Annotated in this window: 15 protein-coding genes and 1 pseudogene; 3 read left to right on the plus strand and 13 right to left on the minus strand. The window is 69.8% G+C overall.

The window, feature by feature from the left end; all coding sequences use genetic code 11:
* Positions 1–98 precede the first annotated feature (98 nt).
* The gene (dapA, locus tag ACIBCU_RS00675; protein WP_362934618.1) at positions 99–986 is read left to right on the plus strand and encodes a 4-hydroxy-tetrahydrodipicolinate synthase; all 888 of its coding nucleotides are present in this window, start codon (positions 99–101) and stop codon (positions 984–986) included.
* On the opposite strand, the gene dapD is transcribed toward dapA, so the two are convergent.
* Together dapD and ACIBCU_RS00685 are read right to left on the minus strand one after the other, a co-directional pair.
* Positions 983–1981, minus strand: a complete 999-nt coding sequence (gene dapD, locus ACIBCU_RS00680; protein WP_362934621.1) for a 2,3,4,5-tetrahydropyridine-2,6-dicarboxylate N-succinyltransferase — start codon at positions 1979–1981, stop codon at positions 983–985. The two genes, dapA and dapD, sit on opposite strands and share 4 nt — an antisense overlap.
* Before the next feature lie 9 nt (positions 1982–1990).
* Positions 1991–3268 carry an MFS transporter gene (locus tag ACIBCU_RS00685; protein ID WP_399228285.1) on the minus strand — a complete coding sequence of 426 codons (1278 nt, stop codon included), beginning with the start codon at positions 3266–3268 and terminating at the stop codon, positions 1991–1993.
* 87 nt (positions 3269–3355) lie between these two features.
* Here ACIBCU_RS00685 and ACIBCU_RS00690 point away from each other — a divergent pair.
* Positions 3356–3660: pseudogene (locus tag ACIBCU_RS00690) on the plus strand (redoxin domain-containing protein); the annotation flags it as partial.
* Positions 3661–3704: 44 nt separating this feature from the next.
* Here ACIBCU_RS00690 and ACIBCU_RS00695 read toward each other — a convergent pair.
* Positions 3705–4253, minus strand: a complete 549-nt coding sequence (locus ACIBCU_RS00695) for a TetR family transcriptional regulator (protein ID WP_362934627.1) — start codon at positions 4251–4253, stop codon at positions 3705–3707.
* Positions 4253–4573 (minus strand): DMT family transporter, encoded by a 321-nt coding sequence (locus ACIBCU_RS00700; RefSeq protein ID WP_399228288.1) that lies wholly within the window; start codon positions 4571–4573, stop codon positions 4253–4255. The genes ACIBCU_RS00695 and ACIBCU_RS00700 overlap by 1 nt, the downstream gene beginning before the upstream one ends.
* A 158-nt stretch (positions 4574–4731) precedes the next feature.
* On the opposite strand from ACIBCU_RS00700, the gene ACIBCU_RS00705 reads away from it, so the two are divergent.
* Positions 4732–5880, plus strand: coding sequence for a hypothetical protein (locus ACIBCU_RS00705; protein ID WP_399228289.1), 1149 nt, complete (start codon positions 4732–4734; stop codon positions 5878–5880).
* 100 nt (positions 5881–5980) lie between these two features.
* On the opposite strand, the gene ACIBCU_RS00710 is transcribed toward ACIBCU_RS00705, so the two are convergent.
* The 9 genes from ACIBCU_RS00710 to ACIBCU_RS00750 all read right to left on the minus strand — a co-directional run bounded on the left by ACIBCU_RS00710 (position 5981) and on the right by ACIBCU_RS00750 (position 12815).
* Positions 5981–6145, minus strand: coding sequence for a hypothetical protein (locus tag ACIBCU_RS00710; RefSeq protein WP_399228291.1), 165 nt, complete (start codon positions 6143–6145; stop codon positions 5981–5983).
* Positions 6146–6234: 89 nt separating this feature from the next.
* Complete coding sequence (locus tag ACIBCU_RS00715; protein WP_093539690.1) at positions 6235–6573, minus strand: metal-sulfur cluster assembly factor; 339 nt, start codon at positions 6571–6573, stop codon at positions 6235–6237.
* Positions 6570–7025, minus strand: a complete 456-nt coding sequence (sufU, locus tag ACIBCU_RS00720) for a Fe-S cluster assembly sulfur transfer protein SufU (RefSeq protein ID WP_104789963.1) — start codon at positions 7023–7025, stop codon at positions 6570–6572. Before sufU ends, ACIBCU_RS00715 begins: the two co-directional genes overlap by 4 nt.
* Before the next feature lie 26 nt (positions 7026–7051).
* Complete coding sequence (locus ACIBCU_RS00725) at positions 7052–8320, minus strand: cysteine desulfurase (protein WP_362934642.1); 1269 nt, start codon at positions 8318–8320, stop codon at positions 7052–7054.
* Entirely contained in the window at positions 8317–9081 is a 765-nt protein-coding gene (sufC, locus tag ACIBCU_RS00730; RefSeq protein ID WP_099176101.1) for a Fe-S cluster assembly ATPase SufC, read from the minus strand. The genes ACIBCU_RS00725 and sufC overlap by 4 nt, the downstream gene beginning before the upstream one ends.
* Positions 9082–9088: 7 nt before the next feature.
* The gene (locus tag ACIBCU_RS00735; protein WP_018555702.1) at positions 9089–9406 is read right to left on the minus strand and encodes a bifunctional 3-phenylpropionate/cinnamic acid dioxygenase ferredoxin subunit; all 318 of its coding nucleotides are present in this window, start codon (positions 9404–9406) and stop codon (positions 9089–9091) included.
* Complete coding sequence (sufD, locus tag ACIBCU_RS00740; protein WP_362934648.1) at positions 9406–10587, minus strand: Fe-S cluster assembly protein SufD; 1182 nt, start codon at positions 10585–10587, stop codon at positions 9406–9408. The genes ACIBCU_RS00735 and sufD overlap by 1 nt, the downstream gene beginning before the upstream one ends.
* A 60-nt stretch (positions 10588–10647) precedes the next feature.
* Positions 10648–12069, minus strand: a complete 1422-nt coding sequence (gene sufB / locus ACIBCU_RS00745; protein ID WP_351327858.1) for a Fe-S cluster assembly protein SufB — start codon at positions 12067–12069, stop codon at positions 10648–10650.
* Positions 12066–12815 (minus strand): metalloregulator ArsR/SmtB family transcription factor, encoded by a 750-nt coding sequence (locus ACIBCU_RS00750; RefSeq protein ID WP_362934651.1) that lies wholly within the window; start codon positions 12813–12815, stop codon positions 12066–12068. The genes sufB and ACIBCU_RS00750 overlap by 4 nt, the downstream gene beginning before the upstream one ends.
* Positions 12816–12885 lie beyond the last annotated feature (70 nt).

A 12885-nucleotide genomic window follows, 5' to 3' on the forward strand; every position in this document is an offset into this window, starting at 1 on the left:
TGCCAGACGCCGCGCCGCCTCACCGTTCAGCGTCTCTTGCCCTTCACCCGAAGCAGAACTAAGTGGACCCGCACGCACCGGAAGCCGAGACTGCGGACATGACATCCCACACGGCCAGGCCCTTCGGCCGCGCCCTCTGCGCCATGATCACCCCGTTCACCGCCGCAGGTGACCTGGACCTGGACGCCGCCCGCCGTCACGCCGCCGGTCTCGTCGCGGACGGCTGCGACGGCCTCGTGCTCAGCGGCACCACCGGCGAGTCACCGACCACGACGGACGAGGAGAAGACTGCGCTCCTGCGGGCCGTCCGGGAGGCGGTCGGCGGCTCCGTCCCGCTCGTCGCGGGCGTGGGCAGTTCCGACACCCGGCACACGGTCCGGCTCGCGCGGGAGGCCGAGGCCGCGGGCGCCGACGGGCTGCTGGTGGTGACGCCGTACTACAGCCGTCCCCCGCAGGCCGCCGTGGAGGCGCACTTCCTCCGGGTCGCGGAGGCCACGGGCATCGGGCTGATGCTGTACGACATCCCGGGCCGCACCGGCACGAGGATCGAACCGGCGACGCTGCTCCGGCTGGCCGGGCACCCGCGCGTCGTGGCGGTCAAGGACTGTTCGTACGACATGCTCGCGGCCGCCAAGGTGATGGCGCGGACCTCGCTGGCCTACTACTCGGGATGCGAGGAGCTGAACCTTCCGCTGTACGCGCTCGGCGGGGCCGGCTACGTGAGTACGGTCGCCAACGCGGCCCCGCGTCAGATGCGGGCCGTGCTGGACGCGTTCGACGCCGGCGACACCGCGGAGGCGGCCCGTCTCAACGGGCTCACCGCCCCGCTGATCGAGGCCATGATGGCCGCCGGCCTGCCCGGCACGGTCACGGCGAAGGCACTGCTGGACGCGGGCCCGGTCCGCGAACCGCTGCAGCCCGCCGACCGCGAGGCGGTCGACGGGCTGCGCGGGGTGTACGAGGAACTCCTCGCCGCTACGGACTAGTCGTTGCTGTGCAGTACGTCGTTGAGCCCGTCCCAGACCGCGTTGTTCGGGCGGGCCTCGACGGCGCCGGTGACAGAGTTGCGGCGGAAGAGGATGTTCGAGGCGCCGGAGAGCTCACGGGCCTTGACGACCTGGCCGTCGGGCATCGTGACCCGGGTGCCGGCCGTGACGTAGAGCCCGGCCTCGACGACGCACTCGTCGCCGAGCGCGATCCCGATGCCCGCCTCGGCGCCGATCAGGCAGCGCTGCCCGATGGCGATGCGCTCCTTGCCACCGCCGGACAGCGTGCCCATGGTGGACGCGCCGCCGCCGATGTCGGAGCCGTCGCCGACGACGACGCCCGCGGAGATGCGGCCCTCGACCATGGAGGTGCCGAGGGTGCCCGCGTTGAAGTTCACGAAGCCCTCGTGCATGACGGTCGTACCGGAGGCCAGGTGGGCGCCCAGCCGCACCCGGTCGGCGTCGGCGATCCGCACGCCCTTGGGCGCGACGTAGTCCGTCATCCGGGGGAACTTGTCCACCGAGGTGACCTGGAGGTGCAGGCCCTCGGCGCGGGCGTTGAGCCGGACCTTCTCCAGGTCGTCGACGGCGACCGGGCCCAGCGAGGTCCAGGCGACGTTGGCGAGGAAGCCGAACATGCCGTCGAGGTTCTGCCCGTGGGGCTGCACGAGACGGTGCGAGAGCAGGTGCAGCCGCAGGTAGATGTCGTGCGCGTCGAGCGGCTTGTCGTCCAGTGAGGAGATGACCGTGGACACGGCGACGATCTCCACGCCGCGGCGTGCGTCCACGCCGATGGCCTTGGCCGCGCCGTCACCGAGACGGTTCACCGCCTCCTCCGGGCTCAGGCGCTGCGTCCCGGCCGGGCCGGGCTCCGCGGCGAGCTCGGGGGCGGGGAACCAGGTGTCGAGGACGGTGCCGTCACCGGCGATGGTGGCGAGGCCGGCGGCGACGGCGCCGGTGGTGCGGGCGGAGCCCTGGGAAGTCGTGTCGGTCATGAACAGAACCTAACCGTCGGAGCCCCGCGCGGGCGAACCGGTCTCAGTTACCGGAGCGTGTTCGCCCGGAGGAACGGGGCGACCGGGCCCCGCGCCGCCTGTCACCCGTGGCCCGGACGAGGGTTCGTGCAGCCGCCGTGCCGCCAGTACGGCCACGCCCGCGCCGCACGCGAGGGCCGCGCAGAGGGGCCAGAGCAGGGAGGGCGCGGCGGTGTACAGCGCGCCCCCGAGGGGTGGGGCGAGGACCTGGCCGCTGATCGACGCGCCGGCGTACAGGCTCTGGAACCGGCCCTGGGCGTGGAGCGGCGCCTGGTCGGCGACGTAGGCCGTGGCCGTCGTCTTGTAGAGGATCTCGCCCAGGGTCAGCGACACCATCATCGAGACGGCGAAGAAGGCACCCGCCCCGGGGATCAGCACCGCGTAGCCGAGCCCGACGAGGAGCAGCCCGGTCCCGACGACGGTCAGAGGCGCCCGGCGGCGCAGGGCGTGTGCGGCGGGGAGTTCGAGGCAGAGGATGACGCCCCCGTTGACCGCGATCAGCCAGCCGTAGAACTGGGTGCCGTAGCCGTGGTGGGCGAGGAAGACGGGCAGGGTGGAGTACTGCTGACGGTAGACGAGGTCGACGCAGACGATCGCGGCGAGCAGCACCAGCACCCCGGGCCTGGCCCGGAGTTCGCGCCGGAGGCCCGGTGCGTGCGGATCGTGCGTGCTCAGGGTGTGCACGGTGCCGCGGGACGGCAGGATCGCGGCCGCGTAGCCGGCGAAGAGCAGGGTGCCCAGTCCGTCCGCGAGGAAGAGCCAGTCGTACGAGGACGCGGCAGCGATGAGCGCGCCGAGGGGCGGCCCGACGGTGAAGCCGCCGTTGGAGGCGAAGCGGGTGACGGCGAAGCTCTGGCGGCGCCCTCCGGCGGGGACGGAGACCGCGACGAGCGCCGCGCCGGCCGCGCGGACGACCCCCGAGGCGTACTGGGCCGGCGGCAGCACCGCGTACAGGGCGGCCAGGGGCAGCAGGGGGAGGGCGACGAGAGCGGCGCCGCTCACACAGGCGCCGGTCAGAAGCATCCGCCGGTGGCCGTACCGGTCCCCGAACCAGCCGCCGGTGAAGTTTCCCGCGACCAGGCCGATCCCGCCGATGCCGCTGATCACACCCGCCTGGGCGACGGAGAGGCCGCGCGGTCCGGTGAGGTACACGAAGAGATAGACGAAGGTGAAGCTGACGACGGCGTTGAGGAAGGCGCCGAACGCCAGGAGCCGCACCGTTCTCGGTACGCCGCGCAGCATGCCCATCCCGCCCCCAGGCAGTGAGTTCCTTTTGGGAACGGACTATGGCAGCCCGGCATCCGCTGGTCAACCGAGCAGGGCGTGCACACCTGTCCGCCGGAGTGGGCCGGGATCCCGGGTGCGAAAGGCTGCACTTTCGAGGCGTGCACCACCGCGACCAGCCGGCCGAGTTCACGGAGGCCGGCGCGAGCGTGCACGGCGTGTCCACCCAGCACCCGGACGAGCAAAGGGCGTTCACCGAGAAGGAGAGGCCCCACTTCCCGCTGCTCTCCGACGCCGGACTGACACCGACGGCCGCGCTGCGGCTCCCCACGTTCCGCACGGCGGGCGTCAGCCGGCCGACGCTGGTGACGGACCGGGACCGTACGGTCGTCGAGGCCCTGGACCCGGTCACGGACGGGCGGCGCCGGCGGCGGTCCGGCGGGTCACCGTCTGACCGGTGTCAGCGGCCCGCCCCGTGCGCGACCCTGGCCAGCATCTCCCTGGTGTACTCCGGGTCGAAGTCGCCGCCGGTGAGCAGCACCTGGAGGCTGATCCCGTCCAGCAGGGCCGTGAGCGCCCGAGCGGTGGCCCGGTCGGTGCGGTCGGCGATCACGACGGCCAGGGCGTCGGCCCACTCGGCGGCGACCGGCCGCAGAGCGGGCCGGCGGAGGGCCGCGAGGTACAGCTCGTACTCCAGAGCCAGCGACCCGCGCCCCGCGGCGAACCACTCCCCCAGCAGCCGGGTCAGCTCGTCGGCAAGCGGGATCTCGGGGTCGGAGAAGTACGGGCTCTCCCGCACCGTCCGGGCGAAGCTCTCGTTGCACCGGCGCAGGGCGGCGACCAGCAGTTCGTCGAGCGAGCCGAAGTGATACGTCGTCGAGCCGAGCGGCACGTCGGCCTCGGCGGCCACGGTGCGGTGGCTGAGCCCGCCGATACCCCGGTCCGCGACGACGCGGATGGCCGCGTCGATGATGCGCTCACGCCGCTCGGGGTCGTACCGCCGGACCATCAGTGGGCTCCTCCGAGATTGAGGACGACGACCCCCGCGATGACCAGAGCGATGCCCGCCAGCTTGGCGAGGCCCGCGGACTCGCCCATCCAGAGGATGCCGATGGCGGCGACAGCCGCGGTGCCCGTCCCCGCCCAGATGGCATAGGCGGTGCCGATCGACAGCGTCTTGAGGGTCTGGGCCAGCAACGCGAAGGCCAGGACATAGCCGACGACGGTGATGAGCGAGGGCCACAGCCTGGTGAACCCCTCGCTGTACTTCATGGCCGTCGTGCCGGCCACCTCCGCCGCTATGGCCGCAACCAGCATTCCGTATCCCATGCGTACAAGCGTACCCAACGTTGCGTACGACCGTACACAAGAACGGTGCACCCATATCGTGACCGGCCAGGAAGGGATTCGGGGGCACCCCGGGACGCTACGGTGTCCGCACCGGCAGGACCGGATGACAACCGGACGATACGAGCAACGGAGCAGTGGTGGCGCAGGACGCAGGGTGGGGCGGGGGCGCCTACGGGGGCGCGGCGTACGGCGGTAGTCCCTACGGGGGGCCGCCGGGATGGGGCGGCTGGGCGCCACCGCCGAAGCCGGGGGTCATACCGCTCGCCCCGCTGAGGCTGGGGGACGTGCTGGGCGGGGCGTTCTCGACGATGGGCAGGTACTGGAAGCAGCTGTTCGGCATGGCCGCCGCGCTGTACGGCGGGGCCGCGCTCCTGATGGCGGCGGCGGTGGCCATCGCCTACTCCGCCGTCTCCGACCACCTGGAGCGGGTGGTCTCCCTCGACTACGACGAGGGAGCGTCGTCCTCGGACATCGTTCCGCTCGTGACCGCGGGCTGCCTCCTCGCCTTGCTCGGCATCGTCACCATGGCGGTCGTCTCCGGCCTGATGTACGCGGCGGTCCCGGCCGTGCTGCAGGAGGCGGTCCTGGGCAGGCCCGTGGCCTTCTCGACGGTGTGGCAGAGGGCCTGGGCCCATGTCGCCCCCGTGATCGGCGCCCTGATCCTCACCGCCCTGGTCGCGATGGTCCCCGTGCTGCTGGTCATGGCGGTCTTCATCGGGGCGATCATCAGCCTCGTCACGATGGACAGTGGCGGCGGCGCCGCCACCGCCATCACGCTGGGCGTCGTCGGCGTCCTGATCACCGGGCCGCTGGCGGCCTGGATCTGGATAAAGGTGAGCCTGGCACCCGCGGCAGTGGTCTTCGAGGGCCGGGGGCCCGTCGCCGCGCTGCGCCGCTCGTCCCAGCTGGTGCGCGGCGACTGGTGGCGGATCTTCGGCATCACCCTGCTGGCCGGCGTGATAGCGGGCGCGGCCGGCTATGTGATCCAGATGCCCTTCTCGGTCCTCGGCCTCTTCCCCGGCATGATCGGGACAGCATCGCTGGAGGACGACCCGAGCCCCGCGGCGGTGATGGTCGCGATGAGCGGTTATCTGGTCGCGACGCTCCTGGGGCAGCTCGTGAGCCAGATCATCTCGACGACATTCCCCCAGCTGGTGACCGGCCTGCTCTACGTCGACCGGCGGATGCGGACGGAGAACCTGGGCCCCGTCCTGGCCGAGGCCGCCGGCGTCCCCGCACAGGGCCCGGTACCTCCGCCGTACGGGGGCGGCGCCCCGCAGTGGTGACCCGGCCGGGGCAGGAGCCCCCGGCCGCGCCGGGGCACCGCCCGCGGGAGGCGGCACCGCCCGAACCCTCCTGAACCGGGCGCGAGCAGCCGCCCGAGCGTCAGCCGTTCGACAGCTGTTCGCGCAGGACCGCGCCCGCGGTGACGGGCTCGCGGCCGATCAGGGCGGCCGGTGTCGGGTCGACGGTGGCGAACTCCCCCGCCCGGGCGGCGGTGAGGATGCCCAGGAGCTGGTCCGCGGTCTCCGCGGCAACCCCTCGGTCCACCGCCTGCTCCACCGCCTGGCCACCGAAGGCTGACCACGGACGAGGAAGGCCCCCGGCACAGTGCCGGGGGCCTTCCAGGACGTCATGACTCAGACGTTGAAACCGAGCGCGCGAAGCTGCTCGCGACCGTCATCGGTGATCTTGTCGGGGCCCCACGGCGGCATCCAGACCCAGTTGATCCGGAGCTCGTTGACGATGCCGTCCGTCGCGGACTTCGCCTGGTCCTCGATGACGTCGGTCAGCGGACAGGCCGCCGACGTGAGGGTCATGTCGAGGGTGGCGATGTTGGCGTCGTCGATGTGGATGCCGTAGATCAGGCCCAGGTTGACCACGTCGATCCCCAGCTCGGGGTCGACCACGTCGTACAGGGCCTCGCGGACCTCCTCCTCGGAGGCCGGCTTGGTCGTAAGAGTCTCGTTGTCGCTCATGCCGTCTTCCCTTCGGACAGCGCCTGCGCCGTCGCGTCCTTCCACGCCATCCAGCTCAGCAGCGCGCACTTGACCCGGGCCGGATACTTGGAGACGCCGGCGAACGCGACCGCGTCCTCCAGCACCTCCTCCATCGCGTCGTCCGGCTCCAGCTGACCCTTGGACTGCATCAGTTCCAGGAAGGTCTCCTGGATCTTCTGCGCCTCGCCGAGCTGCTTGCCCACCAGCAGCTCGTTGAGCACGGAGGCGCTGGCCTGGCTGATGGAGCAGCCCTGGCCCTCGTAACTGACGTCGGCGATGGTGTCGCCGTCGTACTTCACGCGGAGCGTGATCTCGTCGCCGCACGTCGGGTTGACGTGGTGCACCTCGGCGTCGCCGTCCCGCAGGCCACGCCCGTGGGGGTGCTTGTAGTGGTCCAGGATCACTTCCTGGTACATGGAATCAAGCTTCACCAGTCAACCCTCAGCCGCTCTGCCATCTAACCGAAAAAGTTCCGCACGTGCTCGAGCCCGTCCACCAGGGCGTCGACCTCGGCGGGCGTGGAGTACAGATAGAACGACGCTCGCGTCGTCGCAGGAATTCCGTACCTCAGGCACACCGGGCGTGCGCAGTGGTGTCCCACCCGGACCGCGATGCCCTGCTCGTCGAGCACCTGGCCCACGTCGTGCGGGTGGATGTCGCCGAGCGTGAACGAGATCGTCGCACCCCGGTCCTCGGCAGTCGCCGGGCCGATGATCCGGAGGTCCGGAACCTCCAGGAGCCGCGTCACCGCGTACTGGGTGATGGCCTGCTCATGGCGGTGGATGTTCTCCATGCCGATCGAGGAGAGGTAGTCCACGGCCGCGCCGAGGCCGACGGCCTGTGCGATCGGGGGCGTGCCCGCCTCGAACTTGTGCGGTGCCGGAGCGTACGTCGACGAGTGCATCGACACGGTCTCGATCATCTCGCCGCCACCGAGGAACGGCGGCAGGTCCTCCAGGAGCTCCTGCCGTCCCCAGAGCACGCCGATGCCGGTCGGGCCGACCATCTTGTGGCCGGTGAAGGCCACGAAGTCGGCCTGCAGCGCCTGCACGTCGAGCACCATGTGCGGGGCCGCCTGCGAGGCGTCGATGCAGACCAGCGCGCCGACCTGCTGGGCGCGGCGGATGATCTTCTCGACCGGGTTGATCGTGCCCATGATGTTGGAGACCAGCGTGAAGGAGACGATCTTCGTCTTCTCCGTGATGATCTCGTCGATGTCGGACAGGTCCAGCCGGCCGTCGTCCGTGATGCCGAACCACTTGAGCTTCGCGCCGGTGCGCTGCGAGAGCAGCTGCCACGGCACGATGTTGGAGTGGTGCTCCATCTCGGTGGTGACGATCTCGGTGTCGCTGTCGACCCGGTAGGGCTCGTCCGCCCAGCCGAGCATGTTGGCGACGAGGTTCAGCGACTCCGAGGCGTTCTTGGTGAAGATCACCTCGTTGCGGCTGGGTGCGTTGATGAAGGCCGCGACCTTGTCGCGAGCGCCCTCGTACAGCGCGGTGGCCTCCTCGGCGATCGTGTACACGCCGCGGTGGACATTGGCGTTGTGCCGCTCGTAGTACTCGTTGAGCGCGTCGAGCACCTGCCGCGGCTTCTGCGAGGTCGCCGCGCTGTCCAGGTAAACGATCTTCTTGCCGTCGTGGACCGTGCGGTCCAGGATCGGGAAGTCCTTGCGGATCGCCTCGGTGTCGAGGAGGCCGGAGAGCCCCTGTCGGGCGTCAGTCACGCGGAAGCGCCACCCTTCGTGTAGGCCTCGTAGCCCTCGTTCTCCAGCTGGTCGGCCAGCTCGGCACCGCCGGAGGCGGCGATCCGGCCGTTGGCGAAGACATGCACGTAGTCGGGCTTGATGTACTTGAGGATGCGTGTGTAGTGCGTGATCAGCAGAGTGCCGACCTCGCCGGTCTCGCGCACGCGGTTGACGCCTTCGGAGACCGTCTTCAGAGCGTCGACGTCCAGACCGGAGTCGGTCTCGTCGAGGATCGCGATCTTCGGCTTGAGAAGCTCCAGCTGAAGGATCTCGTGGCGCTTCTTCTCACCACCGGAGAAGCCCTCGTTGACGTTGCGCTCGGCGAAGGCCGGGTCCATCTGGAGCTGGGCCATCGTCTCCTTGACCTCCTTCACCCACGTCCGAAGCTTGGGGGCCTCACCGCGGACGGCGGTGGCGGAGGTGCGCAGGAAGTTGGAGACCGAGACACCGGGGATCTCGACCGGGTACTGCATGGCGAGGAACAGGCCGGCGCGGGCCCGCTCGTCCACGGACATCTCCAGGACGTCCTCGCCGTCCAGGGTCACCGTGCCACTCGTGATCGTGTACTTGGGGTGACCCGCGAGCGAGTACGCGAGGGTGGACTTGCCGGACCCGTTCGGGCCCATGATGGCGTGGGTCTCGCCCTGCTTCACGGTCAGGTCGACGCCCTTGAGGATCTCCTTCGTGGCGTTGTCGGCCTCGACGGAGACGTGCAGGTCGCGGATTTCAAGCGTTGCCATGGGTGACTCAGGACTCCTGGGTGACGGAGACGAGCACATCGTCCCCTTCGATCTTTACGGGGTATACGGGGACGGGGCGCGTCGCGGGAAGACCGGACGGCTTGCCGGTGCGGAGGTCGAAGCTCGATCCGTGCAGCCAGCACTCGATCGAGCAGTCCTCCACCTCGCCCTCCGACAGCGAGACGTTCGCGTGCGAGCAGATGTCGTTGATCGCGAACACCTCGCCCTCGGTGCGGACGACGGAGACCGGCGTGCCGTCGAGCTCCACCCTCTTCGGGGTGTCGTCCTCCAGCTCGCTCAGCGCACAGGCTTTGACGAAGGCCATCAGACCGACGCCTTCAGCTCGGTCTCGATCTTGTCGAGGAGACGGGCTTCGACGTCGGGCAGACCGATCTGCTGGACCAGCTCGGCGAAGAAGCCGCGCACGACGAGTCGGCGGGCCTCCTCGGCCGGGATACCGCGGGACTGCAGGTAGAACAGCTGCTCGTCGTCGAAGCGGCCGGTCGCCGAGGCGTGGCCGGCGCCGACGATCTCGCCGGTCTCGATCTCCAGGTTCGGTACGGAGTCGACACGGGCACCGTCGGTGAGAACCAGGTTGCGGTTCATCTCGTAGGTGTCGGTGCCCTCGGCCGCGGCCTGGATGAGCACGTCACCGATCCATACGGCGTGTGCGCCATCGCCCTGCAGCGCGCCCTTGTAGGCCACGTTGGACTTGCAGTGCGGGGCGTTGTGGTCGACAAGGAGGCGGTGCTCCTGGTGCTGGCCCTTGTCGGTGAAGTACAGACCGAAGAGCTCGGCCTCGCCGCCGGGGGCGGCGTAGGCGACCCGCGGGTGAAGGCGGACCAGGTCACCTCCGAACGTCACGATGATCGACTTGAAGGAGGCGTCGCGGCCGACCAGCGTGTTGTGCTGGCCGACGTGGACGGCCTTCTCGTCCCAGTCCTGGACGGAGACGACGGTCAGCTTCGCACCGTCACCCAGGACGTATTCGACGTTGGCGGCGAGCACCGCGTCACCGGTGTGGTCGATGACGACGACGGCCTCCGCGAAGGCGCCCAGCTCGATGACCTGGTGGCCGTAGGCCACGCCGCCCTCGCCGTGCACGGTGATCCGGACCGGCTCGCTGAGCACGGCCTCCTTGGCGACCGTGACGACCGAGGCGTGCTGGAAGGACGAGTACGCCTGGGCGGCGACCCGGTCCACCGGCGTCCCGGCCTTGCCGAGCCGCGCGTCGTCGCGGCCGACGGTCTCGACCGTGACGCCCGAGGGCGCCTCGACGACGACCTTGACACCGTCACCGGTGGCGACGGCGGTGCCGTCGTGCAGGCCGCGCAGCCGCTCCAGCGGCGTGAACCGCCACTCCTCCTCGCGGCCGTGCGGGACCGGGAAGTCCGCGACGTCGAAGGACGGGGGCGCGCTCATGCGCGTGGCGACGGTGGACTCGGCCGCCACCGCGATGGAACCGGCGGTCGTCGAACCGGCCGGGATGTTCTGAGCCTCAGCCATGGCTGTCGTAGTGCTCGCTTTCTCAGTCAAGAACTCTTCGGGACGCGGTCGGCGGGCGTACTAGCCGACCGAACCCTCCATCTGCAGCTCGATCAGCCGGTTGAGCTCCAGGGCGTACTCCATGGGAAGCTCCTTGGCGATCGGCTCGACGAAGCCGCGCACGATCATCGCCATGGCCTCGAACTCGGTCATGCCGCGGCTCATCAGGTAGAAGAGCTGGTCCTCGGAGACCTTGGAGACGGTCGCCTCGTGACCCATCGACACGTCGTCCTCGCGGACGTCGACGTACGGGTAGGTGTCGGAGCGGGAGATGGTGTCCACGAGCAGCGCGTCGCACAGCACGTTGGACTTGGCGCCCGGCGCACCCTCGCCGATCTCGATGAGACCGCGGTAGGAGGTGCGGCCACCGCCTCGCGCCACCGACTTGGAGACGATGTTGGAGGAGGTGTTCGGAGCCATGTGGACCATCTTGGCGCCGGCGTCCTGGTGCTGGCCCTCGCCCGCGAAGGCGATGGACAGGGTCTCGCCCTTGGCGTGCTCGCCCATCAGGTAGACGGCCGGGTACTTCATGGTGACCTTGGAGCCGATGTTGCCGTCGACCCACTCCATGGTCGCGCCCTCGTACGCCACGGCGCGCTTGGTGACCAGGTTGTAGACGTTGTTCGACCAGTTCTGGATGGTCGTGTAGCGGCAGCGGCCGCCCTTCTTCACGATGATCTCGACGACCGCGGAGTGCAGCGAGTCCGAGGAGTAGATCGGCGCGGTGCAGCCCTCGACGTAGTGGACGTAGGCGTCCTCGTCGACGATGATCAGCGTCCGCTCGAACTGGCCCATGTTCTCCGTGTTGATACGGAAGTAGGCCTGGAGCGGGATCTCGACGTGCACGCCCTTCGGCACGTAGATGAAGGAGCCACCGGACCACACGGCGGAGTTCAGCGAGGCGAACTTGTTGTCACCGACGGGGATGACGGTGCCGAAGTACTCCTTGAAGAGCTCCGGGTGCTCCTTGAGCGCGGTGTCGGTGTCCATGAAGATGACACCCTGCGACTCGAGCTCCTCGTTGATCTGGTGGTAGACCACCTCGGACTCGTACTGCGCGGCGACACCGGCGACCAGGCGCTGCTTCTCCGCCTCCGGGATGCCGAGCTTGTCGTACGTGTTCTTGATGTCCTCGGGCAGGTCCTCCCAGGACTCCGCCTGCTTCTCCGTGGACCGCACGAAGTACTTGATGTTGTCGAAGTCGATGCCCGACAGGTCCGAGCCCCAGTTCGGCATGGGCTTCTTGTCGAACAGCTTCAGGCCCTTGAGCCGGAGCTTGAGCATCCACTCCGGTTCGTTCTTCTTCTCCGAGATGTCGCGGACGACAGCTTCGGACAGGCCGCGCTTCGCCGCCGCGCCTGCCGCGTCGGAGTCGGCCCAGCCGAATTCGTACGTGCCCAGGCCATCGAGCTCAGGGTGGGCAGTCTCCGTAGGGAGCGTCATGCGGGGTTCCTCCCGGCCGTACTTGCGGATGCTGAATGAGTGGTCTGTGAAGCCTGTGGCGCTGCGGGGCTGCTGCGCGGAACGAACGTCGTGCACACACCGTCGCCGTGGGCGAGGGTGGCGAGACGCTGCACATGGGTCCCGAGCAGACTGGAGAAGAATTCCGTCTCCGCCTCGCACAGCTGCGGGAACTGCTCGGCTACGTGCGCGACCGGGCAGTGGTGCTGGCACAGTTGCTCGCCCTGCTGACGGCCCGGCGCGCTGCGCGCCGTAGCAGCGTACCCGTCGGCCGACAAGGCCTTGGCCAAGGCCTCGGTGCGGGCCTCGGGGCCCGCGGCCTCGATCACGGCCCGGTACTTCTCGGACTGGGAGGCCATCCTGGCGCGGGCGAAGGCGACGAGCGCCTCGTCCCCCGCCGTTTCGGCGATCCAGCCCAGAGCGTCGGCGGCGAGCTTGTCGTAGGACTGGTCGAACGCGTCCCGGCCGCAGTCGGTGAGCGCGAAGACCTTGGCCGGACGGCCGCGGGTCCGCGCTCCGTAGACCCGCTGTTCGCGGGCCTCGACCACATCGTCGGAGACGAGTGCGTCCAGGTGGCGACGGACGGCGGCCTGGGTCAGACCGACGCGCTTCGCCAGATCGGCGACGGTGGACGGGCCGTGGTCCAGGATGGAGCGCGCGACCCGGTTGCGCGTCGAGCGCTCACCGGTCGCGAGTTCCTCCTGAGGAGCCTCGCCAACGTATTTCACAACGCCATTGTTGCGTAATTCCTTCGGGCCTGACAACCCACCTCCCGGCCGGGGGCGGTGCCCTTCATCA

It is taken from the genome of Streptomyces sp. NPDC051064 (genome assembly GCF_044455985.1).
GTDB lineage: Bacteria > Actinomycetota > Actinomycetes > Streptomycetales > Streptomycetaceae > Streptomyces.

Coding starts and splice junctions, on each gene's coding strand:
- dapD (WP_362934621.1), bottom strand. CDS start 1,981: ATGACCGACACGACTTCCCAGGGCTCCGCCCGCACCACCGGCGCCGTC.
- ACIBCU_RS00735 (WP_018555702.1), bottom strand. CDS start 9,406: ATGGCCTTCGTCAAAGCCTGTGCGCTGAGCGAGCTGGAGGACGACACC.
- ACIBCU_RS00695 (WP_362934627.1), bottom strand. CDS start 4,253: ATGGTCCGGCGGTACGACCCCGAGCGGCGTGAGCGCATCATCGACGCG.
- sufC (WP_099176101.1), bottom strand. CDS start 9,081: ATGGCAACGCTTGAAATCCGCGACCTGCACGTCTCCGTCGAGGCCGAC.
- dapA (WP_362934618.1), top strand. CDS start 99: ATGACATCCCACACGGCCAGGCCCTTCGGCCGCGCCCTCTGCGCCATG.
- ACIBCU_RS00685 (WP_399228285.1), bottom strand. CDS start 3,268: ATGGGCATGCTGCGCGGCGTACCGAGAACGGTGCGGCTCCTGGCGTTC.
- sufB (WP_351327858.1), bottom strand. CDS start 12,069: ATGACGCTCCCTACGGAGACTGCCCACCCTGAGCTCGATGGCCTGGGC.
- ACIBCU_RS00715 (WP_093539690.1), bottom strand. CDS start 6,573: ATGAGCGACAACGAGACTCTTACGACCAAGCCGGCCTCCGAGGAGGAG.
- ACIBCU_RS00700 (WP_399228288.1), bottom strand. CDS start 4,573: ATGGGATACGGAATGCTGGTTGCGGCCATAGCGGCGGAGGTGGCCGGC.
- sufD (WP_362934648.1), bottom strand. CDS start 10,587: ATGGCTGAGGCTCAGAACATCCCGGCCGGTTCGACGACCGCCGGTTCC.